General features: G+C 58.9%; 15 protein-coding genes. 7 read left to right on the forward strand and 8 right to left on the reverse strand.

What is annotated here, in order from left to right; all coding sequences use genetic code 11:
- Positions 1-23: 23 nt before the first annotated feature.
- The gene (gene maeB, locus NB069_RS16005) at positions 24-2,303 is read right to left on the reverse strand and encodes an NADP-dependent oxaloacetate-decarboxylating malate dehydrogenase (RefSeq protein WP_250585129.1); all 2,280 of its coding nucleotides are present in this window, start codon (positions 2,301-2,303) and stop codon (positions 24-26) included.
- A 292-nt stretch (positions 2,304-2,595) separates the two neighbouring features.
- On the opposite strand from maeB, the gene tal reads away from it, so the two are divergent.
- Both tal and tkt read left to right on the forward strand, forming a co-directional pair.
- A complete protein-coding gene (gene tal, locus NB069_RS16010; RefSeq protein WP_250585131.1) occupies positions 2,596-3,546 on the forward strand; it encodes a transaldolase in 951 nt (316 codons plus the stop codon).
- 19 nt (positions 3,547-3,565) lie between these two features.
- Positions 3,566-5,554, forward strand: a complete 1,989-nt coding sequence (tkt, locus tag NB069_RS16015) for a transketolase (RefSeq protein WP_250585133.1) — start codon at positions 3,566-3,568, stop codon at positions 5,552-5,554.
- Between the two features lie 87 nt (positions 5,555-5,641).
- On the opposite strand, the gene NB069_RS16020 is transcribed toward tkt, so the two are convergent.
- From NB069_RS16020 to aegA, 3 genes are all read right to left on the reverse strand, one after another.
- Positions 5,642-6,685, reverse strand: coding sequence for a DUF1176 domain-containing protein (locus tag NB069_RS16020; RefSeq protein WP_250585135.1), 1,044 nt, complete (start codon positions 6,683-6,685; stop codon positions 5,642-5,644).
- A 125-nt stretch (positions 6,686-6,810) separates the two neighbouring features.
- Positions 6,811-7,386, reverse strand: a complete 576-nt coding sequence (gene nudK, locus NB069_RS16025; RefSeq protein ID WP_250589528.1) for a GDP-mannose pyrophosphatase NudK — start codon at positions 7,384-7,386, stop codon at positions 6,811-6,813.
- Between the two features lie 65 nt (positions 7,387-7,451).
- Entirely contained in the window at positions 7,452-9,413 is a 1,962-nt protein-coding gene (aegA, locus tag NB069_RS16030; protein WP_250585137.1) for a formate-dependent uric acid utilization protein AegA, read from the reverse strand.
- A gap of 197 nt (positions 9,414-9,610) precedes the next feature.
- On the opposite strand from aegA, the gene narQ reads away from it, so the two are divergent.
- Both narQ and acrD read left to right on the forward strand, forming a co-directional pair.
- Positions 9,611-11,305, forward strand: a complete 1,695-nt coding sequence (gene narQ / locus NB069_RS16035) for a nitrate/nitrite two-component system sensor histidine kinase NarQ (protein WP_250585139.1) — start codon at positions 9,611-9,613, stop codon at positions 11,303-11,305.
- Between the two features lie 199 nt (positions 11,306-11,504).
- Positions 11,505-14,618, forward strand: a complete 3,114-nt coding sequence (gene acrD, locus NB069_RS16040) for a multidrug efflux RND transporter permease AcrD (protein WP_250585141.1) — start codon at positions 11,505-11,507, stop codon at positions 14,616-14,618.
- Between the two features lie 106 nt (positions 14,619-14,724).
- Here the strand turns inward: acrD and ypfM are convergent, their stop codons facing one another.
- Positions 14,725-14,784, reverse strand: coding sequence for a protein YpfM (ypfM, locus tag NB069_RS16045; RefSeq protein WP_015572204.1), 60 nt, complete (start codon positions 14,782-14,784; stop codon positions 14,725-14,727).
- 389 nt (positions 14,785-15,173) lie between these two features.
- Between ypfM and NB069_RS16050 the strand changes: the two genes are divergently transcribed.
- Genes NB069_RS16050 through NB069_RS16060 form a run of 3 tightly spaced genes read left to right on the forward strand, consistent with a single transcriptional unit; the run spans position 15,174 to position 16,885 of the window.
- On the forward strand, positions 15,174-15,530 hold the full coding sequence (locus NB069_RS16050) for an ArsC family reductase (protein ID WP_250585143.1): 357 nt from the start codon (positions 15,174-15,176) through the stop codon (positions 15,528-15,530).
- Between the two features lie 3 nt (positions 15,531-15,533).
- Complete coding sequence (dapE, locus tag NB069_RS16055; protein ID WP_250585145.1) at positions 15,534-16,661, forward strand: succinyl-diaminopimelate desuccinylase; 1,128 nt, start codon at positions 15,534-15,536, stop codon at positions 16,659-16,661.
- Between the two features lie 26 nt (positions 16,662-16,687).
- Positions 16,688-16,885: a YpfN family protein gene (locus tag NB069_RS16060; RefSeq protein ID WP_039029679.1), complete on the forward strand. Its 198-nt coding sequence runs from the start codon at positions 16,688-16,690 to the stop codon at positions 16,883-16,885.
- A 38-nt stretch (positions 16,886-16,923) separates the two neighbouring features.
- Here the strand turns inward: NB069_RS16060 and ypfH are convergent, their stop codons facing one another.
- The 3 genes from ypfH to ypfJ all read right to left on the reverse strand — a co-directional run bounded on the left by ypfH (position 16,924) and on the right by ypfJ (position 20,575).
- Positions 16,924-17,619 (reverse strand): esterase, encoded by a 696-nt coding sequence (gene ypfH / locus NB069_RS16065; RefSeq protein WP_250585147.1) that lies wholly within the window; start codon positions 17,617-17,619, stop codon positions 16,924-16,926.
- Between the two features lie 73 nt (positions 17,620-17,692).
- A complete protein-coding gene (locus tag NB069_RS16070) occupies positions 17,693-19,693 on the reverse strand; it encodes a tRNA(Met) cytidine acetyltransferase TmcA (RefSeq protein ID WP_434543629.1) in 2,001 nt (666 codons plus the stop codon).
- 15 nt (positions 19,694-19,708) lie between these two features.
- Positions 19,709-20,575, reverse strand: a complete 867-nt coding sequence (ypfJ, locus tag NB069_RS16075; RefSeq protein ID WP_250585151.1) for a KPN_02809 family neutral zinc metallopeptidase — start codon at positions 20,573-20,575, stop codon at positions 19,709-19,711.
- Positions 20,576-20,698: the final 123 nt, after the last annotated feature.

A 20,698-nucleotide genomic window follows, 5' to 3' on the forward strand; every position in this document is an offset into this window, starting at 1 on the left:
GGGGAGAGAGTTAGGGTGAGGGGTTACAGCGGCTGCGTCTGCGCCTCTACCACCGCCAGCGCCACCATGTTCACAATCCGGCGCACGGAGGCAATCGGGGTTAACACATGCACCGGTTTCGCCACGCCCATCAGCACCGGCCCCACGGTTACCCCTTCTGAACTGGAGACGCGCAGCAGGTTGTAGCTGATCCGCGCCGCTTCCACGTTCGGCATGATCAGCACATTGGCGGAGCCTTTCAGCGGGCTGTCCGGCATGCGTTCGTTGCGGATGCTCTCCACCAGCGCGGCGTCGCCGTGCATTTCCCCGTCGATCATCAGCTCCGGCGCACGCTCGCGCACCAGCGCCAGGGTCTGGCGCATTTTGCAGGCGGCAGCCGATTTGGACGAACCAAAGTTGGAGTGCGACAGCAGGGCCACTTTCGGTTCGATACCAAAGCGACGCACCGTTTCCGCCGCCATCACCGTGATCTCTGCCAGCTGTTCGGGGGTTGGATCGTCGTTAACGTAGGTATCGGCAATGAAGGTGTTACCGCTTGGCAGCAGCAGCGCGTTCATCGCCCCGGCGGTATGCACCCCTTCGCGATAGCCAAAGATCTCCTGCACCACGCTGAAGTGCTCGTGATAATCGCCGATGGTGCCGCAGATCAGCGCGTCGGCCTCGCCGCGGTGGACCATGATCGCGCCGATCACCGTGGTGTTGCCGATCACCGCCCGCTGCGCCTGCTCCTGGGTGATCCCCCGGCGCTTCATGATGCTGTAGTACTCGCTCCAGTACTCCTTGAAGCGCGGATCGGATTCATTGTTGACGATCTCGAAATCGACGCCCGGCTTGATCTGCAGCCCCAGCTTCTGGATACGCATCTCGATCACGCTCGGACGACCAATCAGAATCGGCTTCGCCAGCCCAAGGCTTACCAGCTCCTGAGTGGCGTGCAGGACGCGCGCCTCCTCCCCTTCCGCCAGCACCACGCGTTTTGCGTCCGCACGCGCCTGGGAGAAGATCGGCTTCATAAACAGGTTAGTTTTGTAGACGAACTCGGTCAGCTTATCGACGTAGGCATCAAAGTCGGCAATCGGGCGCGTCGCCACGCCGGAGTCCATCGCCGCCTTCGCAACCGCCGGGGCGATTTTCACGATCAGGCGCGGGTCGAACGGCTTAGGAATGATGTAGTCCGGGCCAAAGCTCAGATCCTGATCGCCATAGGCCGAGGCCACCACTTCACTCTGCTCGGCGTGGGCCAGTTCAGCAATGGCGTGAACCGCAGCCAGCTTCATCTCTTCATTAATGGCAGTAGCCCCGACGTCCAGCGCGCCGCGGAAAATGAACGGGAAGCAGAGGACGTTGTTCACCTGGTTCGGATAGTCGGAACGACCGGTACAGATAATGGCATCCGGGCGCACTGCTTTTGCCAGCGGCGGCAGGATCTCCGGCTCCGGGTTGGCCAGGGCGAGGATTAACGGCGCGCGGGCCATCTTCATCACCATCTCTTCGCTGAGCACTTTCGGGCCTGAGCAGCCGAGGAAGATATCCGCCCCGTCCATCACCTCTGCCAGGCTGCGCTTGCCGTCGTCTTCCACGGCGTAGGCGGCTTTGGTCTCGGCCATATTGGCTTCGCGGCCCTTGTAGATCACCCCTTTGGAGTCGCAGACCACGATGTTGTGCTTCTGCATGCCCAGTGCCACCAGCAGGTTCATACAGGCGATGGCTGCCGCCCCCGCGCCGGAAACCACCATGCGCACGTCAGAGAGGTTTTTCTCCACCACCCGCAGACCGTTCAGGATGGCGGCGGTACTGATGATGGCCGTTCCGTGCTGATCGTCATGGAACACCGGAATGTTCATGCGTTCACGCAGCTTCTGCTCGATATAGAAACATTCCGGCGCTTTGATATCTTCGAGGTTGATCCCGCCAAAGGTCGGCTCCAGCGCGGCCACCACGTTGATGAACTTGTCCGGGTCGAGCTCATCCACTTCAATATCAAACACGTCGATACCGGCGAATTTCTTGAACAGGACGCCTTTACCTTCCATCACCGGTTTACCGGCCAGCGCCCCGATGTTGCCCAATCCCAGCACCGCCGTACCGTTGGAGATCACCGCCACCAGGTTGCCGCGGGCGGTGTATTTGTAGGCCGCCAGCGGATCTTTTTCGATTTCGAGACAGGGCGCGGCGACGCCCGGCGAGTAGGCCAGGGCCAGGTCGCGCTGGGTGGCGAGAGGTTTGGTCGGAGAAACCTGAATTTTGCCTGGTACGGGGAATTCATGAAAATCGAGGGCACTCTGTTTCAACTGCTCATCCATTGTAGGGTTCCTTTCACTTATCGTTCAAAAGGGTGATGTTGTCATGGTCCTGATGTTCACCCTGGCGTGGCGGACAGTATCGCTGTTGACCGCCGTTCAAACTTTGAAGGCTGCCAAACTCTGACCATCCGAAAACAAAAATTGTTATCAATTTATAACAATCATGTTACCCGCCCGGCGAAGCAAGACCAGGCTCGTCTGCTATGCTTTTTTGTTAAGTACGTCGCGAAATTCACAGAAGTGTGTTTCTAAGCACTCCATCAACTCTTTTATTTTTAAGGAGTAATCATTTATGAACCAACTAGACGGCATCAAACAATTCACCACAGTCGTTGCGGACAGCGGTGATATCGAATCCATTCGCCATTACCAGCCACAGGATGCGACCACTAACCCGTCGCTGCTGCTGAAGGCCGCCGGGCTTGAGCACTTCTCGCACCTGATTGACGACGCTATCGCGTTTGGTAAAGGACGCGGCAAAACCAAAGAGCAACAGGTTGCCGAGGCCAGCGACAAGCTGGCGGTGAATATTGGTAGCGAAATTCTGAAAAGCATACCGGGGCGCGTCTCCACCGAAGTGGACGCTCGACTCTCCTTTGACCAGGAGAAGAGTATTGCTAAAGCGCGACAGCTGGTGCAGCTCTACGAGGAGCAGGATGTCGATAAGTCGCGCATTCTGATCAAGCTGGCCTCCACCTGGGAGGGGATCCGCGCCGCCGAGGTGCTGGAAAAAGAGGGGATCAACTGCAACCTGACCCTGCTGTTCTCCTTCGCTCAGGCACGCGCCTGCGCCGAAGCCGGGGTGCATCTGGTGTCTCCGTTCGTGGGGCGCATCTATGACTGGTATCAGGCCCGCCAGCCGATGGACCCGTACGTGGTGGAAGAAGATCCCGGCGTGAAGTCCGTTCGCAATATCTACGACTACTACAAGCAACACCGGTACGAAACCATCGTGATGGGTGCCAGCTTCCGCCGCACCGAGCAGATCCTCGCCCTCACCGGCTGCGACCGCCTGACCATCTCCCCTAATCTGCTGAAAGAGTTGCAGGATAAAGATGAGACCGTGATTCGTCGCCTGGTGCCGTCCTCGACGGTGCTGCCAAAACCAAAACCCATGACCGAAGCCGAATTCCGCTGGGAGCATAATCAGGACGCCATGGCGGTCGAGAAGCTGTCAGAAGGGATCCGTCTTTTCGCGGTCGACCAGCGCAAACTTGAAGATCTGCTCGCCGCCAAACTGTAACCTTGCCATGGAGTGAAATATGTCCCGTAAAGAGTTAGCCAATGCCATTCGCGCCCTCAGCATGGATGCCGTGCAAAAAGCCAATTCCGGTCATCCAGGCGCACCAATGGGCATGGCCGATATCGCCGAAGTGTTGTGGAACGACTTCCTGAAACATAACCCTAACGATCCGACGTGGTACGACCGCGACCGCTTTATTCTTTCCAACGGTCACGCCTCGATGCTGCTCTACAGTCTGCTGCACCTCTCCGGCTATAACCTGCCGCTCGAAGAGCTGAAAAACTTCCGTCAGCTGCATTCGAAAACGCCGGGACACCCGGAGCTGGGGTATACGCCAGGCGTCGAAACCACCACCGGCCCGCTCGGTCAGGGGCTGGCGAATGCGGTCGGGCTGGCGATTGCCGAGCGCACGCTGGCGGCGCAGTTTAACCAGCCGGGACATGAGATTGTCGATCACCATACTTATGTCTTTATGGGCGACGGCTGCCTGATGGAGGGGATCTCCCACGAGGTCTGCTCCCTGGCGGGCACGCTGGGTCTGGGCAAGCTGATCGGCTTCTACGATCACAACGGCATCTCCATCGACGGCGAAACCGAGGGCTGGTTCACCGACGACACGGCGAAACGCTTTGAAGCCTATCACTGGCACGTGGTGCATGAGATTGACGGCCACGATCCCGAGGCGCTGAAAGCGGCTATCCTCGAAGCGCAAAGCGTGACGGACAAACCGTCGCTGATTATCTGTCGTACGGTCATCGGATTTGGTTCTCCGAACAAAGCCGGGAAGGAAGAGTCCCACGGTGCGGCGCTGGGCGAAGAGGAAGTGGCCCTGACCCGGCAGAAGCTGGGCTGGAAATACCCGGCCTTCGAAGTGCCAAAAGAGATTTACCAGGCCTGGGATGCCCGCGAGGCGGGCGAAAAAGCCCAGAAAGCGTGGAATGACAAATTTGCAGCCTACCAGCAGGCGCACCCGGAGCTGGCGGCCGAGTTCACTCGTCGTATGAGCGGTGGCCTGCCTGAGAACTGGGAAGAGACCACCCAGGCGCTGATCGAAAACCTACAGGCTAACCCGGCGAAAATCGCCACCCGTAAGGCGTCGCAAAACGTCCTTAACGCCATTGGTCCGACCCTGCCGGAGCTGCTGGGCGGCTCTGCAGACCTGGCGCCAAGCAACCTGACGATCTGGTCGGGCTCCACCTCGATCAAAGAGGATCTTGCCGGGAACTATATTCACTACGGCGTGCGCGAATTCGGGATGACCGCCATTGCCAACGGCATCGCCCATCACGGCGGCTTCGTGCCTTACACCGCCACCTTCCTGATGTTTGTGGAGTATGCGCGTAACGCCGCGCGTATGGCGGCGCTGATGAAGGCCCGGCAGATCATGGTCTACACCCACGACTCCATCGGTCTGGGGGAAGATGGTCCCACCCACCAGGCGGTGGAACAGCTGGCCAGCCTGCGTCTAACGCCGAACTTCAGCACCTGGCGCCCTTGCGATCAGGTCGAAGCGGCGGTGGGCTGGAAGCTGGCGGTAGAGCGTCATAACGGCCCGACGGCGCTGATACTCTCCCGTCAGAACCTGGCGCAGATTGAGCGTACGCCGGAGCAGGTGAAAAACATCGCCCGCGGGGGGTATATCCTCAAGGACAGCGGCGGCAAGCCGGACGTGATTTTGATTGCCACCGGTTCGGAGATGGAGATCACCGTTAAGGCGGCCGAGAAGCTCACCGCTGAAGGCCATGCGGTGCGTGTGGTATCGCTGCCTTCCACCGATATCTTTGATGCCCAGGATGAAGCCTACCGAGAGTCGGTGCTGCCTTCTGACGTGACGGCGCGCGTGGCGGTCGAAGCGGGTATCGCCGATTACTGGTACAAGTATGTCGGGCTGAAAGGGAAGATTGTCGGGATGACCGGCTACGGTGAATCCGCTCCGGCTGAGAAACTGTTCCCGTTCTTCGGCTTTACCGTGGAGAACGTGGTAGAGAAGGCGCAGAGTTTACTGTAAGTGCCACGCCCGGCGGCGCTATGCTTGCCGGGCCTGCAAGGTCAACGTCATTTTGTAGGCCGGGTAAGCGTAGCGCCACCCGGCATTTCAGCGTGTGATCCACAGCGTCGGCCATGCATCCGGCCCATGCCAGTTATCACAGCTCGGCTCTTCGGCATAGCGCACCAAGCGGAAGCGTTGGCCGGTAAAACGCCACCGCGTCTGAATACCGCAGTCGGCAATACCCCGCCCCAGGGCCAAAGTGGTCAGCTCGCGGCTCTTCTCATCGAAACTGGCGTTCATTAACTCCATCTCGCTGCTGTCGCTCGAGGGTACAAACGGCAGACGCAGGCGCACCACGTGCGATGCGAACGGCTTTTTACGCGACACCAGCCAGGCTAAATCGACGGTGTTGTACGCCCCCGCCTCACAGCTGACTATCAGCAGCGCCTTGTCATCCGTTAAGGCAGTGACCCGCACTTCACGCCGCGCCGGGTCGAGGGAGCACTGGCTGTTATTAATGCGCCAGGTGCCGTAATCGAGCAGATCGCTGCGCTCCTCACGCGTAAGCGGCGTAGGCGTCGGGTTGACCACCGCCACCTCTTTCAGTGCAGGCGCGGGCGGTACGCTCAGGGGCGGCTGCGCGCCTTTATTGATCCACGCCGTTTCACTCCCGCCACGCTTTTGCTGGGCGTCGATAAACTGCAGCGCCTCTTTCAGCCCATCCAGAGAGATCGTCTGCTTGCCGTTGGCGAGGGTGATGGCCCTTTTTTGCTGCAGGGTAGTCAGCAAAGCGGTAATGGTGGCGGCATGGTCAGTGATCAGGCGCCAGGGGGTAATTTGCCAGTGCGGGGGAGTGAGCTGCAATGGCTCGCCGTCGAGCAATAAGCGGGGAGCGATGGCGGGCTGTTTGGGCTCGGGCGTTGCCAGCCCACCAAGATCGATGCGCAGCACGGCGTCGGTTTTCGCGCCAGCGCTGCGGCTTAAGGTCATCACCAGCCCGTTGTGTTCGCCGGTATTACGCGCAATGCAAAAATTCTGGTTATTGCAGGTCACCTGCCAGTCAGTAAACGACTTCTGTGCAGGTGCCGCCCGGGCTAAAGTCGCGGGCAGCGCGCTGAGCAAGAAAACAAGTAAAAGGCAGTGACGCATGAATAGCAGGATCCCGGAAGCAATGACTGGACAGACAGACCGTATCTTCCTGCTCAGAAGGGAGTAGCTCAATCGGATTTATCGGATAGATTTATATAAAATACATCTTATTAACGGTAATAAGATCAAGCCATTAACCCGGAACTTTGTAAATATTGCAATAATATCACCGTCTTGCCGTCCCGAATTTCACCCGATTGTATCATCGCGAGCGCCTGCGCGAAGGGCAGCTCCAGCACCTCGATCTCTTCATCTTCGATCCCACCGCCTTCCCCGGCGCGCCGGGTATCGCTGTATTCCGCCACGAAGAAATGAACGATTTCCGTTACGCCACCCGGGGACATATAAAGCTCAAAAACTTTACGCGCCTCGCCGACGACAAAGCCCGTCTCTTCAACTGCCTCTTTGCGAATACAGACTTCCGGTTCGTCGTTATCCAGCAGCCCGGCGCAGGCTTCAATCAGGCGGCCATCCGGGTTGCCATTCACCCAGGTGGCGATGCGGAACTGGCGGATCAGCACCACGCTCTGCTTCTCGCGGTTATAGAGCAGAACCGTGGCGCCGTTCCCCCGATCGTAAACTTCGCGTTTGTGGCGCACCACTTCGCCGTTACGCCGCGTCAGGTCGTAGGTGAGGTTACGCAGGATGAAATAGTTATCCGAAAGGCACTTGTCTTTAATTAATTCAATTTTCAAGGTAATACGGGCTCCGTTACGTATCATGCTGGTCATACTACGCTGCGAAGCCCGCGTTGTCGCCCGTCGGGTTAATGGGCAACGGGCGAGGCCACCCCTAGCCAGTCGGCGATCCCCTGAGCGGCATGCCGTCCTTCGGCCATCGCCGTGACGACCAGGTCGGCCCCCCGTACCGCATCGCCACCGGCAAATATCTGCGGGTTGCTGGTCTGATAGCGGTAGCGTGATTCAACGCTGGCGGCAATCCGCCCCCAGTCATCCACCTCGACACCCTGCGCCTGCAGCCAGGGCATGGAATGGGGATTAAAGCCAAAGGCCATAATTACCGCATCGGCAGGCATAATAAACTCGCTGCCGTCGATGGGCACCGGGCGGCGTCGGCCCTGGGCGTCGGGTTCGCCCAGCCGGGTGCGCAGCAGACGGATGCCGTTAACCCGGCCATTATCATCAAGCGTCAACGCTACCGGCTGGACGTTGAACTCAAAGGCCGCCCCCTCTTCTCTGGCGTTTTTCACCTCTTTTTTCGAGCCCGGCATGTTGGCTTCATCCCGGCGATAGGCGCAGGTTACGTTCGCGGCTCCGTGACGCAGCGCGGTGCGCACGCAGTCCATCGCCGTGTCGCCGCCCCCCAGCACCACGACGTTCAGCCCGGCGGTGTCAACAAAGGGTTCATCCGCTGAGGAGGGTAACCCCATCAACTGGCGGGTATTACCCACCAGGAAAGGCAGAGCATCGTAAACGCCCGGCGCATCTTCATGGGGAATACCCGCTTTCATCGACCGGTAGGTGCCCACGCCGACAAACAGGGCGTCATATTCACTGAGCAACTGGCTAAGCGTGACGTCTTTGCCCACCTCGCAGTTTAATTCGAAGTGAATACCCATCGCGGTGAAGATCTCCCGGCGGCGGGCCAGCAGGGATTTATCCAGCTTAAAGGCGGGAATGCCGAAGGTGAGCAGGCCACCGATTTCCGGATGACGATCAAATACCGTGACGCTGACCCCGCGGCGGATCAACGCGTCGGCGCAGGCCAGCCCGGCAGGCCCGGCACCGACGATCGCCACCTTTTTATTGACCGGCGTAACCTGGCTCAGATCCGGGCGCCAGCCTTTGGCCAGCGCCCGATCCGAGATATAGCGCTCGATGTTGCCGATGGTCACCGACCCGTCCACGTCGCGTACCGTGCAGGCCCCTTCACACAGTTTATCCTGCGGGCAGACCCGGCCCGTGATTTCCGGCAGGCAGTTGGTCTGGTGGGATAGCTCAACCGCAGCGTCGATATCCCCCGCTTTTACCCGCTCGATCCACTGAGGAATAGCGTTGTGCAGCGGGCAGGTCCATTCGCAGATCGAATGTTCGCCACACGTCAGGCAGCGGTCTGCCTCGCGCTGCGCCTGCGCCGGGCGGAACGGCAGGTAAATTTCGTCAAAATTACCCGCCCGCGCTTCAGGGGGAAGCTTATCCGGTTCGCCGCGCGCGGGCAGAGCGTTCATCTGCTCGCGTTTGCTGAAGGTTGGGGTTTCGTTCGCCGGGCGGGTCTGCCACGGCTGGGATTCATGACGCGCGGTGCGCAGCCGCCGGGCACGGGCCAGCTGGTTCAGGTTATCAGGGGTAACCAGCGACAGGGCATCCGCCGGGCAGTTCTCCACACAGGCGGGGCCCTGGGGGCGTTCAAGGCAGAGATCGCACTTCTGGGCAGTGGCCGCAAGGGGCGTGGTGACGATCTCCATGGTGCCAAACGGGCAGGCAACGACGCAGGCTTTGCAGCCGATGCATTTGTGCCCATCCACCTGCACGCTGTCATGCGCCCGGCCGATCGCCCCGTTCGGACAGCTCTGCATGCAGGGAGCGTTTTCACAGTGATGACAGGTGACGGCGCTGCGCTTATTCCCCTCTTTAACCACGGTGATACGAGGGGTAAAATGCCGCCGGCTGAGGACATGTTGCTCATGATTATGTGCCATGACGCAAGCAACCTCGCAGGCATAGCATCCAATACATTGCTGGCTATTTGCCATAATAAAACGGTTCATGACGATCCCCTTGCAGGCCCTGATAACCTTATTCTTTTAATGGAATAGTGTATTTACCCACCGCAAGGGTAACAGGCAATGTTCATTTGCCCAGGAACGGGAAATATTTCGCCTGAACCTGTGTCAGATCAATTAATTTCAGCACGGGTGAAATTACGTTTCATCTCCCTGCACAACTGCCTATCAGGACACGATCAGTGAGAGTTAAACAACCTGTTTCACGCAGCCTTGCCCGGGCCTTTTTCTCCATTATCGCCCTGTCTCTGCTGACCAGCGCGATCGCGTTGTTTACCCTCGCCAGCAGTCAGCGTGATGCCGAAGCGATCAACCTGGCCGGTTCGTTGCGAATGCAGAGCTATCGCCTGGGATACGATATACAGCGGGGCAGCGTCGACCTGCTGCCACATCGCAAAATCTGGCAACAAACCCTGAACGCCCCTGCCCTGCTCACCCTGACAAGCTGGTATGTGCCGGATGAGGTAAAGGAGCGCTATCGCCAGCTACAAATCTCCTGGCAGGTTGTGGATCAGAAACTTGCCCAGGGTGATTACGACTGGTATCAGGGGCAGATGGACGAGTACGTGGCGCGGATCGACGCGTTTGTTCTCTCCCTGCAACACTACGCCGAACATAAGATCCAGCGGGTGTTTGCCATCTCCCTGGCGGGCGGGACAGGTATTTTCCTGCTGGTGTTTATCACCCTGCGCCGGATCCGCCAGCAGGTTGTCGCCCCGCTGAATCACCTGGTCACCTCCAGCCTGCAAATCGAGCAGGGCCATTTTACTACCCGGGTGCCGGATACCGACCTGCCCAACGAGCTTGGCCTGCTCTCCCGCACCTTCAACCATATGTCGGCGGAACTGCATACCCTCTACCGCTCGCTGGAGATTTCGGTTGAGGAGAAGACGCACCACTTACACGAAGCCCACCAGCAGCTGGAGATGCTGTTTACCTGCTCCCAGGCGTTGAACACCGGCAAGATTGACAGTCACTGCTTCAGGAACATCCTGCGCATTGTGTGTGAATACACCGGGATCCGTTATCTGGCCCTGCACACCAGCGACGGCTGGCACATGCAGGAGGGCGAAGCCGCACCGCATCTCGAAACGCAGGTGCTGCCGGTGGTGATGCTGGAGACCCGCTTTGGCGAACTGCGCTGGCAAAGCGAGGCGCGCGCCGTGCCGATGCCGCTAATGAAGAGCGTTGCGACGATGCTTGGCCGTGGCCTGTTTTCCAACCAGGCGCAGAAACACTATCACCAGCTGCTGTTGATGGAGGAGCGCGCCACCATCGCCCGCGAACTGCACGACTCCCTGGCGCAGGTGCTCTCCTATCTGCGCATCCAGCTGACCCTGCTTAAACATGCGGTGCCGGAGGAGAACGAAACGGCGCAAACGATCATCACCGATTTTTCCCGGGCGCTGAATGCCGCTTACCGCCAGTTGCGGGAACTGCTCACCACCTTCCGCCTGACGCTGAACCAGGCCAGTCTGCCTGCTGCGCTTCAGGAGACGCTGGAGGACTTACAAAAACAGACTGCCGCCAGACTGAGTCTCGACTGTCAGCTTTCGTCTCTGGCGCTGGATGCGCAGATGCAGGTGCACCTGTTACAGATTGTCCGGGAGGCGGTGCTGAACGCCATCAAGCATGCGCAGGCCAGCGACATTACGGTGAGCTGCGTTACCGCCCCGGATGGCAGCCACAGGGTGAATATCCGCGATAACGGCATCGGCATTGGCGAGGCCAGCGAACCCCCGGGCCACTACGGCCTGAACATTATGCGCGAGCGCGCCGACAGGCTGGGGGGAACCCTGAGCTTCTCGCTGCCGCCGGACGGCGGTACAGAAGTCAGCGTAAGCTTTCGCTCTTCAACCGCAATCGAGGGTAAATAACGGTAAAAACAGGCGGGGAGTCATCTTTCAGCCGCGCAGATGAACAATACTCACCGCTGCACAAGGGCGATGGCGCGGATAAAGCGCATGATAATTTACATTATCTCCTTTATTTCTCCACGTTTGGCATCTCCCTTGCCGCTAGAGTTAAGCGGGCTAACTACAATGACGACGCGCAGCAAAACGAGGTCCTATTTTAATGGCGAATTTTTTCATCGATCGCCCCATTTTTGCCTGGGTGCTGGCAATTCTGTTGTGCCTGACGGGCACGCTGGCTATTTTTTCTCTTCCTGTTGAGCAGTATCCGGATCTGGCCCCGCCTAACGTGCGGATCACGGCGAACTATCCGGGGGCATCCGCGCAAACCCTGGAGAACACCGTCACCCAGGTGATTGAGCAGAACATGACCGGCCTCGACAACCTGATGTACATGTCGTCCCAGAGCAGCGCCACCGGCCAGGCGTCGATCACCCTGAGTTTTACCGCGGGCGCCGACCCGGATGAAGCGGTGCAGCAGGTGCAGAACCAGCTGCAGTCGGCCATGCGTAAGCTGCCCCAGGCGGTACAGAATCAGGGCGTGACGGTGCGTAAAACCGGCGATACCAACATCCTGACCATCGCGTTTGTCTCTACTGATGGCTCAATGGACAAGCAGGATATCGCCGACTATGTCGCCAGTAATATTCAGGACCCCCTGAGCCGTATCAACGGCGTGGGGGATATCGACGCCTACGGGTCGCAATACTCGATGCGTATCTGGCTCGATCCGGCGAAGCTCAACAGCTTCCAGATGACCGCGAAAGACGTCACCGACGCCATCGAATCGCAGAATGCGCAGATTGCGGTGGGCCAGTTGGGCGGGACGCCGTCCGTTGACAAGCAGGCGCTGAACGCCACCATCAACTCCCAGTCGTTGCTGCAAACCCCGCAGCAGTTCCGCGATATTACCCTGCGCGTCAATCAGGATGGCTCCGAGGTGCGTCTGGGGGATGTCGCCACCGTGGAGATGGGCGCCGAGAAGTACGACTACCTGAGCCGCTTTAACGGCAAGGCGGCCTCCGGGCTGGGAGTGAAGCTCGCCTCCGGCGCCAACGAGATGGCCACCGCTGAATTGGTTATCGACCGTCTCGACGAGCTGTCGCACTATTTCCCCCACGGGCTGGAGTACAAAATCGCCTACGAGACCACCTCGTTCGTGAAGGCCTCCATTGAGGATGTGGTGAAAACCCTGCTGGAGGCCATCGCCCTGGTGTTCCTGGTGATGTACCTGTTCCTGCAAAACTTCCGCGCAACCCTGATCCCGACCATCGCCGTCCCGGTGGTGTTGATGGGCACCTTTACGGTGCTTTACGCCTTTGGCTACAGCATTAACACCCTCACCATGTTCGCGATGGTGCTGGCGATAGGCCTGCTGGTGGATGATGCCATCGTGGTGGTAGAGAACGTAGAGCGCATCATGAGCGAAGAGGGACTCTCGCCCCGCGAGGCCACGCGGAAATCGATGAAGCAGATCCAGGGCGCGCTGGTGGGTATCGCTATGGTGCTGTCGGCGGTCTTTGTGCCAATGGCCTTCTTTGGCGGCACCACCGGGGCTATCTATCGTCAGTTCTCGATAACCATCGTTGCGGCGATGGTGCTGTCGGTGCTGGTGGCGATGATCCTCACCCCGGCGCTGTGCGCCACCCTGCTGAAGCCACTGCAGAAAGGCGAGCACCACGGTCAGAAAGGGTTTTTCGGCTGGTTCAACCGCATGTTTAACCGCAACGCGGCGCGCTACGAGGCGGGCGTGGGGCGGATCCTGCATCGCAGCCTGCGCTGGATGGTGATCTACATTCTGCTGCTGGGGGGCATGGTCTTCATGTTCCTGCGTCTGCCCACCTCATTCCTGCCGCTGGAAGACCGGGGCATGTTTATCACCTCGGTGCAGCTACCGAGCGGCTCAACCCAGCAGCAGACCCTGAAGGTGGTGCAGCAGGTGGAGTCGTACTTCTTTAACAAAGAGAAAGACAACGTACTGTCGGTCTTTGCCACCGTGGGCTCCGGCCCTGGCGGGAACGGCCAGAACGTGGCGCGTATGTTTGTCCGCCTCAAGGACTGGGATGAACGTGATGCCAAAACCGGGAGCTCGTTCGCCATTATCGAGCGCGCCACCAAAGCCTTCAGCCGCATTAAAGAGGCGCGGGTCTTTGCCAGCAGCCCGCCAGCCATTAGCGGGCTCGGCAGTTCGGCAGGCTTTGATATGGAGCTGCAGGATCACGCCGGAGCCGGACATGATGCCCTGATGGCCGCCCGCGACCGGCTGCTGGCGCTGGCCGGGGAAGAGCCTTCCCTGACCCGCGTGCGCCACAACGGTCTGGACGACAGCCCGCAGCTGCAAATCGATATCGACCAGCGCAAAGCGCAGGCGCTGGGCGTCTCCATCGACGACATTAACGACACCCTGCAAACCGCCTGGGGCTCAAGCTACGTGAACGACTTTATGGATCGTGGCCGCGTGAAAAAGGTCTACGTCCAGGCCGCGGCCAAATACCGCATGCTGCCGGACGATATCAACCTGTGGTATGTGCGCAATAAAGAGGGCGGTATGGTGCCCTTCTCGGCCTTTGCCACCTCGCGCTGGGAGACCGGCTCCCCGCGTCTGGAGCGCTATAACGGCTATGCTGCGGTAGAGATCGTCGGTGAAGCCGCACCGGGCGTCAGCACCGGCACCGCCATGGACGTGATGGAAAATCTGGTGCAACAATTGCCCGCCGGGTTTGGCCTGGAGTGGACCGCCATGTCCTATCAGGAGCGCCTCTCAGGGGCTCAGGCCCCGGCATTGTACGCCCTGTCGCTGCTGGTGGTGTTCCTGTGTCTGGCCGCACTGTATGAGAGCTGGTCCGTACCGTTCTCGGTGATGCTGGTGGTTCCGCTGGGCGTTATCGGTGCCCTCCTCGCCACCTGGATGCGTGGCCTGGAAAATGACGTCTACTTCCAGGTCGGGCTGTTGACGGTCATCGGCTTGTCGGCGAAGAACGCCATTCTGATTGTTGAGTTTGCCAACGAGATGAATGAAAAAGGTCACGAGCTGATGGCCGCGACCCTCGAAGCCTGTCGCCAGCGCCTGCGCCCCATCCTGATGACCTCTCTGGCCTTCGTATTTGGTGTACTGCCGATGGCCACCAGCTCCGGCGCGGGCTCCAGCAGCCAGCACGCGGTAGGCACCGGGGTGATGGGCGGGATGATCTCGGCGACAATCCTCGCCATATACTTCGTGCCGCTGTTCTTTGTTCTGGTGCGTCGACGTTTCCCGTTAAAGGAACGACAGCAATAAGATCCTGAAAATAAAAAAGGCGTCCTTACCGGCCGCCTTTTTTGTGTGTTTATTTTCACACTATTCTTATTAACTAATTAAGTGCTCTTGCAATTCTTGCTGAATGTCATTTACGAAGCATGCCTTCGATAAAATCTTTCCAGTTCCCCAGTTCACGTTCAATCATAACTACCTCTCTTATTATTATCGGCCATTCTACGAAAATATATCATCATTGTGAAGACTTTTTAATCAGTGATACTGCTCTCACCCTGTTGGTACGACTGGCTTGTAGATAATATGGGTCCTTCGCTGTAAATTTTATGTGACCGACTGCAATATTTTGAAATAACCCTGATTTGCCCGATGAAATTTATTTACTGCCTGTTCTTACATGACTTTTTCGCCGTTGGACTGCTATACAAGGAAGATGAAATAATATTCATGGCCTGTAGAATATTTATGCCAGATACGAATATTCAATAATGTCATTAATCAAATGTGTTATATTTCACAAAACTTTTAATCATCGAAAATACTGAGCAATTGACCGCTTTTAAGACAAAAGGATTCACCATGACCACCCTCTACGGCATCAAAAATTGCGACACCATTAAAAAAGCCCGCCGCTGGCTAGAGCAAAACAACGTTGAGTACCGTTTTCATGATTATCGCGCCGACGGCCTTGATGCAGATTTGATGCAAAAATTCATCGCAGAGCTCGGCTGGGAAGCCCTGCTGAACACCCGCGGTACGACCTGGCGTAAACTGGATGAATCTCTGCGCGCCAGCATCACCAGTGCGGACAGCGCAGCGGCGTTAATGCTTGAAATGCCGGCAATCATCAAACGCCCATTGCTCTGGACGCCCGGTAAGCCTATGCTGCTGGGTTTCAACGAAAACCAATACCAAACCTATTTTATTGAGGTGTAGTCTATGTCATGCCCGGTCATTGAGCTGACTCAGCAGCTTATTCGCCGCCCTTCCCTGAGCCCCGATGATGCGGGTTGTCAGGCTCTGATGATCGAACGCCTGCGGGCGATTGGTTTTACCGTCGAACCCATGGATTTTGGCGACACGCAAAATTTCTGGGCCTGGCGCGGTCAGGGTGAAACGCTGGCGTTTGCCGGACATACCGATGTGGTGCCAGCCGGCGATGCCGACCGCTGGATCAATCCGCCTTTCGAACCCACCATCCGCGACGGTATGCTGTTTGGCCGCGGCGCGGCGGACATGAAAGGCTCCCTGGCGGCGATGGTGGTTGCTGCTGAACGTTTCGTGGCGCAATACCCGAATCATAAAGGCCGCCTGGCGTTTTTGATCACCTCTGATGAAGAGGCCAGCGCCAAAAACGGCACCGTGAAGGTGGTGGAAGCCCTGATGGCGCGCAACGAACGTCTGGATTACTGCCTGGTGGGCGAGCCGTCCAGCACCGAAGTGGTCGGGGATGTGGTTAAAAATGGCCGTCGCGGCTCCATCACCTGTAACCTGACCATTCACGGCGTTCAGGGTCACGTGGCCTATCCGCATCTGGCCGACAACCCGGTTCATCGCGCCGCCCCGATGCTCAACGAGCTGGTCGGGATCGAGTGGGATAAGGGCAACGACTATTTCCCGCCGACCAGCATGCAGATTGCCAATATCCAGGCTGGTACCGGCAGCAACAACGTTATCCCGGGCGATCTCTTTGTGCAGTTTAACTTTCGCTTCAGCACCGAGCTGACGGACGAAATGATCAAAGCCCGCGTGGTGGCTCTGCTGGAGAAACACCAGCTGCGCTACAGCATCGACTGGTGGCTTTCCGGCCAGCCGTTCCTGACCGGACGCGGTAAGCTGGTGGATGCGGTGGTTAATGCTATCGCGCACTATAATGAAATTAAACCGCAACTGCTGACCACAGGCGGTACCTCTGACGGTCGCTTTATTGCCCGCATGGGTGCACAGGTGGTCGAACTTGGGCCGGTGAATGCCACGATTCATAAAATCAATGAATGCGTGAACGCCGCAGATTTGCAACTGCTGGCCCGTATGTATCAACGTATCATGGAGCAACTCGTCGCCTGACGACTGCCCCGAAGAAGGATAAGCGAATGGACTGGCTGGCTAAATACTGGTGGATCCTGGTACTGGTTTTTCTGGTAGGCGTGCTGCTGAACGTGATCAAGGATCTCAAGCGCGTTGACCATAAGAAATTCCTCGCCAACAAACCTGAACTCCCTCCCCATCGTGACTTTAACGACAAGTGGGATGATGAAGACGACTGGCCGAAGAAAGACCAGAAGAAGTAACGCCTTCACCCTCTCCCCGGCGGGGAGAGGGTTATCCGCTAAAAGAATTCTACGATATCGTCGTCATTCGGCTTGCCGCCGCTGAGCGCTTCATCAAAGTAGTGTTTCGGCACGGTATAGCGCAGGTGATCCAGCGCAAACTGAACGCTGCGATCGTCAATGGCGTGCCCCAGATCGTCGACAATATCCAGCGTCACATCGCCTCCCGCGCGGATCAGCGCTTCCTGAGCAGCAACCGCATGGGAAAGCTCAATCACGCGATCTTCCCCACCGTGGATCAGATGGATAGTGGTCTTCGTGGTCGCCTGCTCGGGCAACGTCGCATAGCGGCCGTTGAAAGCAATGACCCGTGATACCAGACCAGGCTCCGCCTTGACGCTCTCCAGCGCCATGATCGCCCCCTGAGAAAAACCAATCAGCGCGGTGGCGTCTGACTTAACACCCGCTTGCTGCTGCCAGTAACGCACCGTTTCGACAAAGGTCGGCATGATGGCATCCACCCGCCCCTGACGGCTCTCTTCGGTTACGTCCTGCACGGAGAACCACTGACGGCCGTTCGGGCCGCACGGCTGCGGACCGCCCACGCTGACCACCAGAGCATCCGGAAAAAGCGGCGCAAACCAGCTGCCAATCTGCCCCATATTGACCGGGTTATCGCCGACGCCATGAAACAGCAACAGCAGCTGTTTGGCCGGTTTATCGGGGCTCTGGACAACAAAATGGTCATGTTTCATGGCAGTCTCCTTAATTGATAAGCGGGATTCTACGCCTGACAGGCAGAATGAACATGCCAGTTTACTGATGAAGTCATTGAAAAAATTGCCATTGCAAAACAGCCTGTTTCAGCGCCTGACAGCGCGCGTGGTCCAGATGGGCCAGCGCCTGGCCCGCCTCGAGACGCAGGGCGCTCAGCAACGCCTTGCGCCCGCTCAACCCCAATCTTTGGCTCAGGTCGCTATCGTCCATGCCCTGCTCAATTTTACCCCGCAAGCCGGTCAGCGGCAGATGCGTCGTGTGCAGCAGCCGCGTCAGACTGGCGATGGACGCCGTAAGCGGACGGTGTGCATAAGCAAACCCGGCCAGCTCCAGCCAGTCATCATCATTAAGGGTAGCTTCCTCTGTGGTCGGTACCGGGATCTTTTCACCGTTCCAGCGCTCAATCACCGCGGCATCGCGACACAGCCGCTGATGCTCACGCTGGCACAGCGCCTGCCCCGCCGGGCTGAGTGGTAGCATCGCCATCGCCGTATAGCAACCGCTGCTGGCTTCGCGATGACTGCCCATGCGAACCAGCACAAATCCACAGCGCTGCCAGAAGCGCCAGAGCTCATCGGTGTAGCCAAAGCTGACCGAAAGGTAATCAAGGCTCTCCTGCTGGCGGCTGGTCGCCACCAGCGCCTGACCGATGCCCTCACGCTGGCGGGCGGGATGAACGGCCACACGCGTCACCCGTCGGGCGGTGAGCGTTGCCGCGTGAGGGGAGCCGCCGTGGGCTGCTAAAGATTGCGCCACCAGATTGCCGCGCGGACGCCGGTAGCCTGCCCATACCGCCTGGCTGAGCGCCGGGCTCAGCCCCCCCTCCTCCACCAGCCACAGCGCGCCGCAGACGCCCTCCCCGGTGCGGGCAACGGCAAAATGCTGCCCGGGGGCATCCATCATGCGTCGCAGATCGAGGGGGGACGTACGGTAATGGGCGGCGCACAGCAGTTTGTAGACGGCGGTCGGCAGCGCTGGCTCACGGCTCCAGGCCTCCTGTTCCAGCGGCATACAAGTGACCTCGCCCCGGGAGGCGCAGTCGTCAGGCTCATCATCAAACAGCAGGACATCCGCGATAAAGCGCTCCAGCGGGCAGCCCGCGGCCCAGCGCACCGGAGTGGAGAGCGTGAAGTGACGCAGCCCGGCAAAACGGGCGCAGAATTTCAGTAAGAAGCCCCGGCCAGTGCCCTCATAGCCCTGCACCGTGGTGGTGAGCAGAACACGGGGGAAGCGCGTCACCAGCCTTTCCAGCAGCGGGCCTGGAATGGCTGCCGCCTCATCGACAATCAGCCAGTCGGCGTGTCTGTCTGAAGCCAGCAGCGCATCCGGGGCCATAAAGTGATAGCGCTCGCCGCCAAAGCGGGCAATGACCTCCGTCGCGGCTCTGGAAGGGGCGGTGACAATGGCGCTGCCCGCAATACGTTGCAGCAGCATACCCGCCAGCGCCGACTTACCGCGCCCGCGCGGAGCGGTGACGGCGACGACGCCTTCAGGCAAAGCCACGAGGTGCCTGAGAATAGCCGCCTGCTCGCTTTGCGGCTCGCCGCTGGCCGGATGCCAGGCGGTTGCCGCTGCGGATGGCGTAATAACAAAAGGCTCACCCTGCTGCCAGCGTAATACCCGCGGATCGCGCAGGATGTGGCGGCAGAAGCGGTGGATAAAACGCGGCGTCGGGATGGGCTGCGGACTGTCGCTCCAGCGCAGAGAATCCTGGTCGGGTGTTTCCGGCCAGCGTCTCAGGCCCGGCGTGAGTAAAACCAGCACGCTTCCGGCACGCAGGGTGCCCGCCAGGGCGGCAAACGCCGAGACGTCAAAGCCCTGTCGGGCATCAAAGATAGCGTGCAGAAACTCGCGGCCCAGCAGCTGATGCAGCGCCTGGGGCGCGCAGGAAGGGAGCTGCGGGGCGTCAGGGCCGACCCACAGCCAGTCCCCAGGATAGTGCGCTTTCAGCAGCAGCGCCTGCTGCTGCGTCCAGCTTTCATCTCCACTCAGCACCAGCAGCCGCCGGTGCCCCTCCCGCGCCAGTTGTTCAGGCAGGCCTGATAAATTCATCCCTGACATTGAGAATTAGATTGCCTTACCGAAGGTATTGCATTGCGCCGGATCGCCGCCGTCAAAACCTTTTTTGAACCAGGTGTAGCGCTGTTCTGAAGTCCCGTGAGTGAAGCTGTCCGGAACGACGTGGCCCTGGCTTTGCTGTTGCAAACGGTCATCGCCAATGGCATGGGCCGCGTTAAGCGCCTCTTCCAGATCGCCCGCTTCCAGCACTCCCTCCTGCTGCATATTGTGGCCCCACACGCCGGCAAAGCAGTCGGCCTGCAATTCCATTCGCACAGACAGGGCATTCACCTCTTTTTCGCTGGCATTCTGCTGAAGCTGGCGAACTTTCGGCTCAATGCCGAGCAGTTTTTGCACGTGATGACCCACTTCATGGGCAATCACGTAGCCCTGGGCGAAGTCGCCGTCGGCACCCAGCTTACGCTTCATGTCATCATAGAAAGAGAGATCGATATAGACGGTAGAATCAGCAGGACAGTAGAACGGCCCCATCACCGATTGCCCGGTACCGCAGCCGGTGCGCGTGGCACCGCGATACATCACCAGCTTCGGCTGCTGGTAGGTGCGGCCCATTTTGTCGAACAGCTGGCCCCAGGTATCTTCCGTTGTGGCGAGGATCACCGAGGTAAATTTCGCCGCTTCATCTTCATTCGGGCTGATGGAGCGCGGAGACTGATACTGTTGCTGCATCGGTTGCCCGGTCAGCAGCCCGCTCAGATCGACGCCATAGTAGCCCGCCACCACAACCACCAACAGTATGATGATGCCGCCCTTGCCTCCCGGCAGGCGAAAACCCGGGCCCCCCATTGACGGGCCCCCACTGCTGCCGCGTCTGTCATCCACATTGTCACTTTCACGACGCCCTTGCCAGCGCATAATCCCACCTCGAAAATATCATTTTGATAATAGGTATGATCGTAGGCGCTTCGGGGAAAGATTACCACAGGAAACAGGAGTGAGATGCCAGAGGAACGGGCGTTCCTCCGGCGGTAAGGCAGG

It is taken from the genome of Leclercia adecarboxylata (assembly GCF_023639785.1).
GTDB lineage: Bacteria > Pseudomonadota > Gammaproteobacteria > Enterobacterales > Enterobacteriaceae > Enterobacter > Enterobacter adecarboxylatus_D.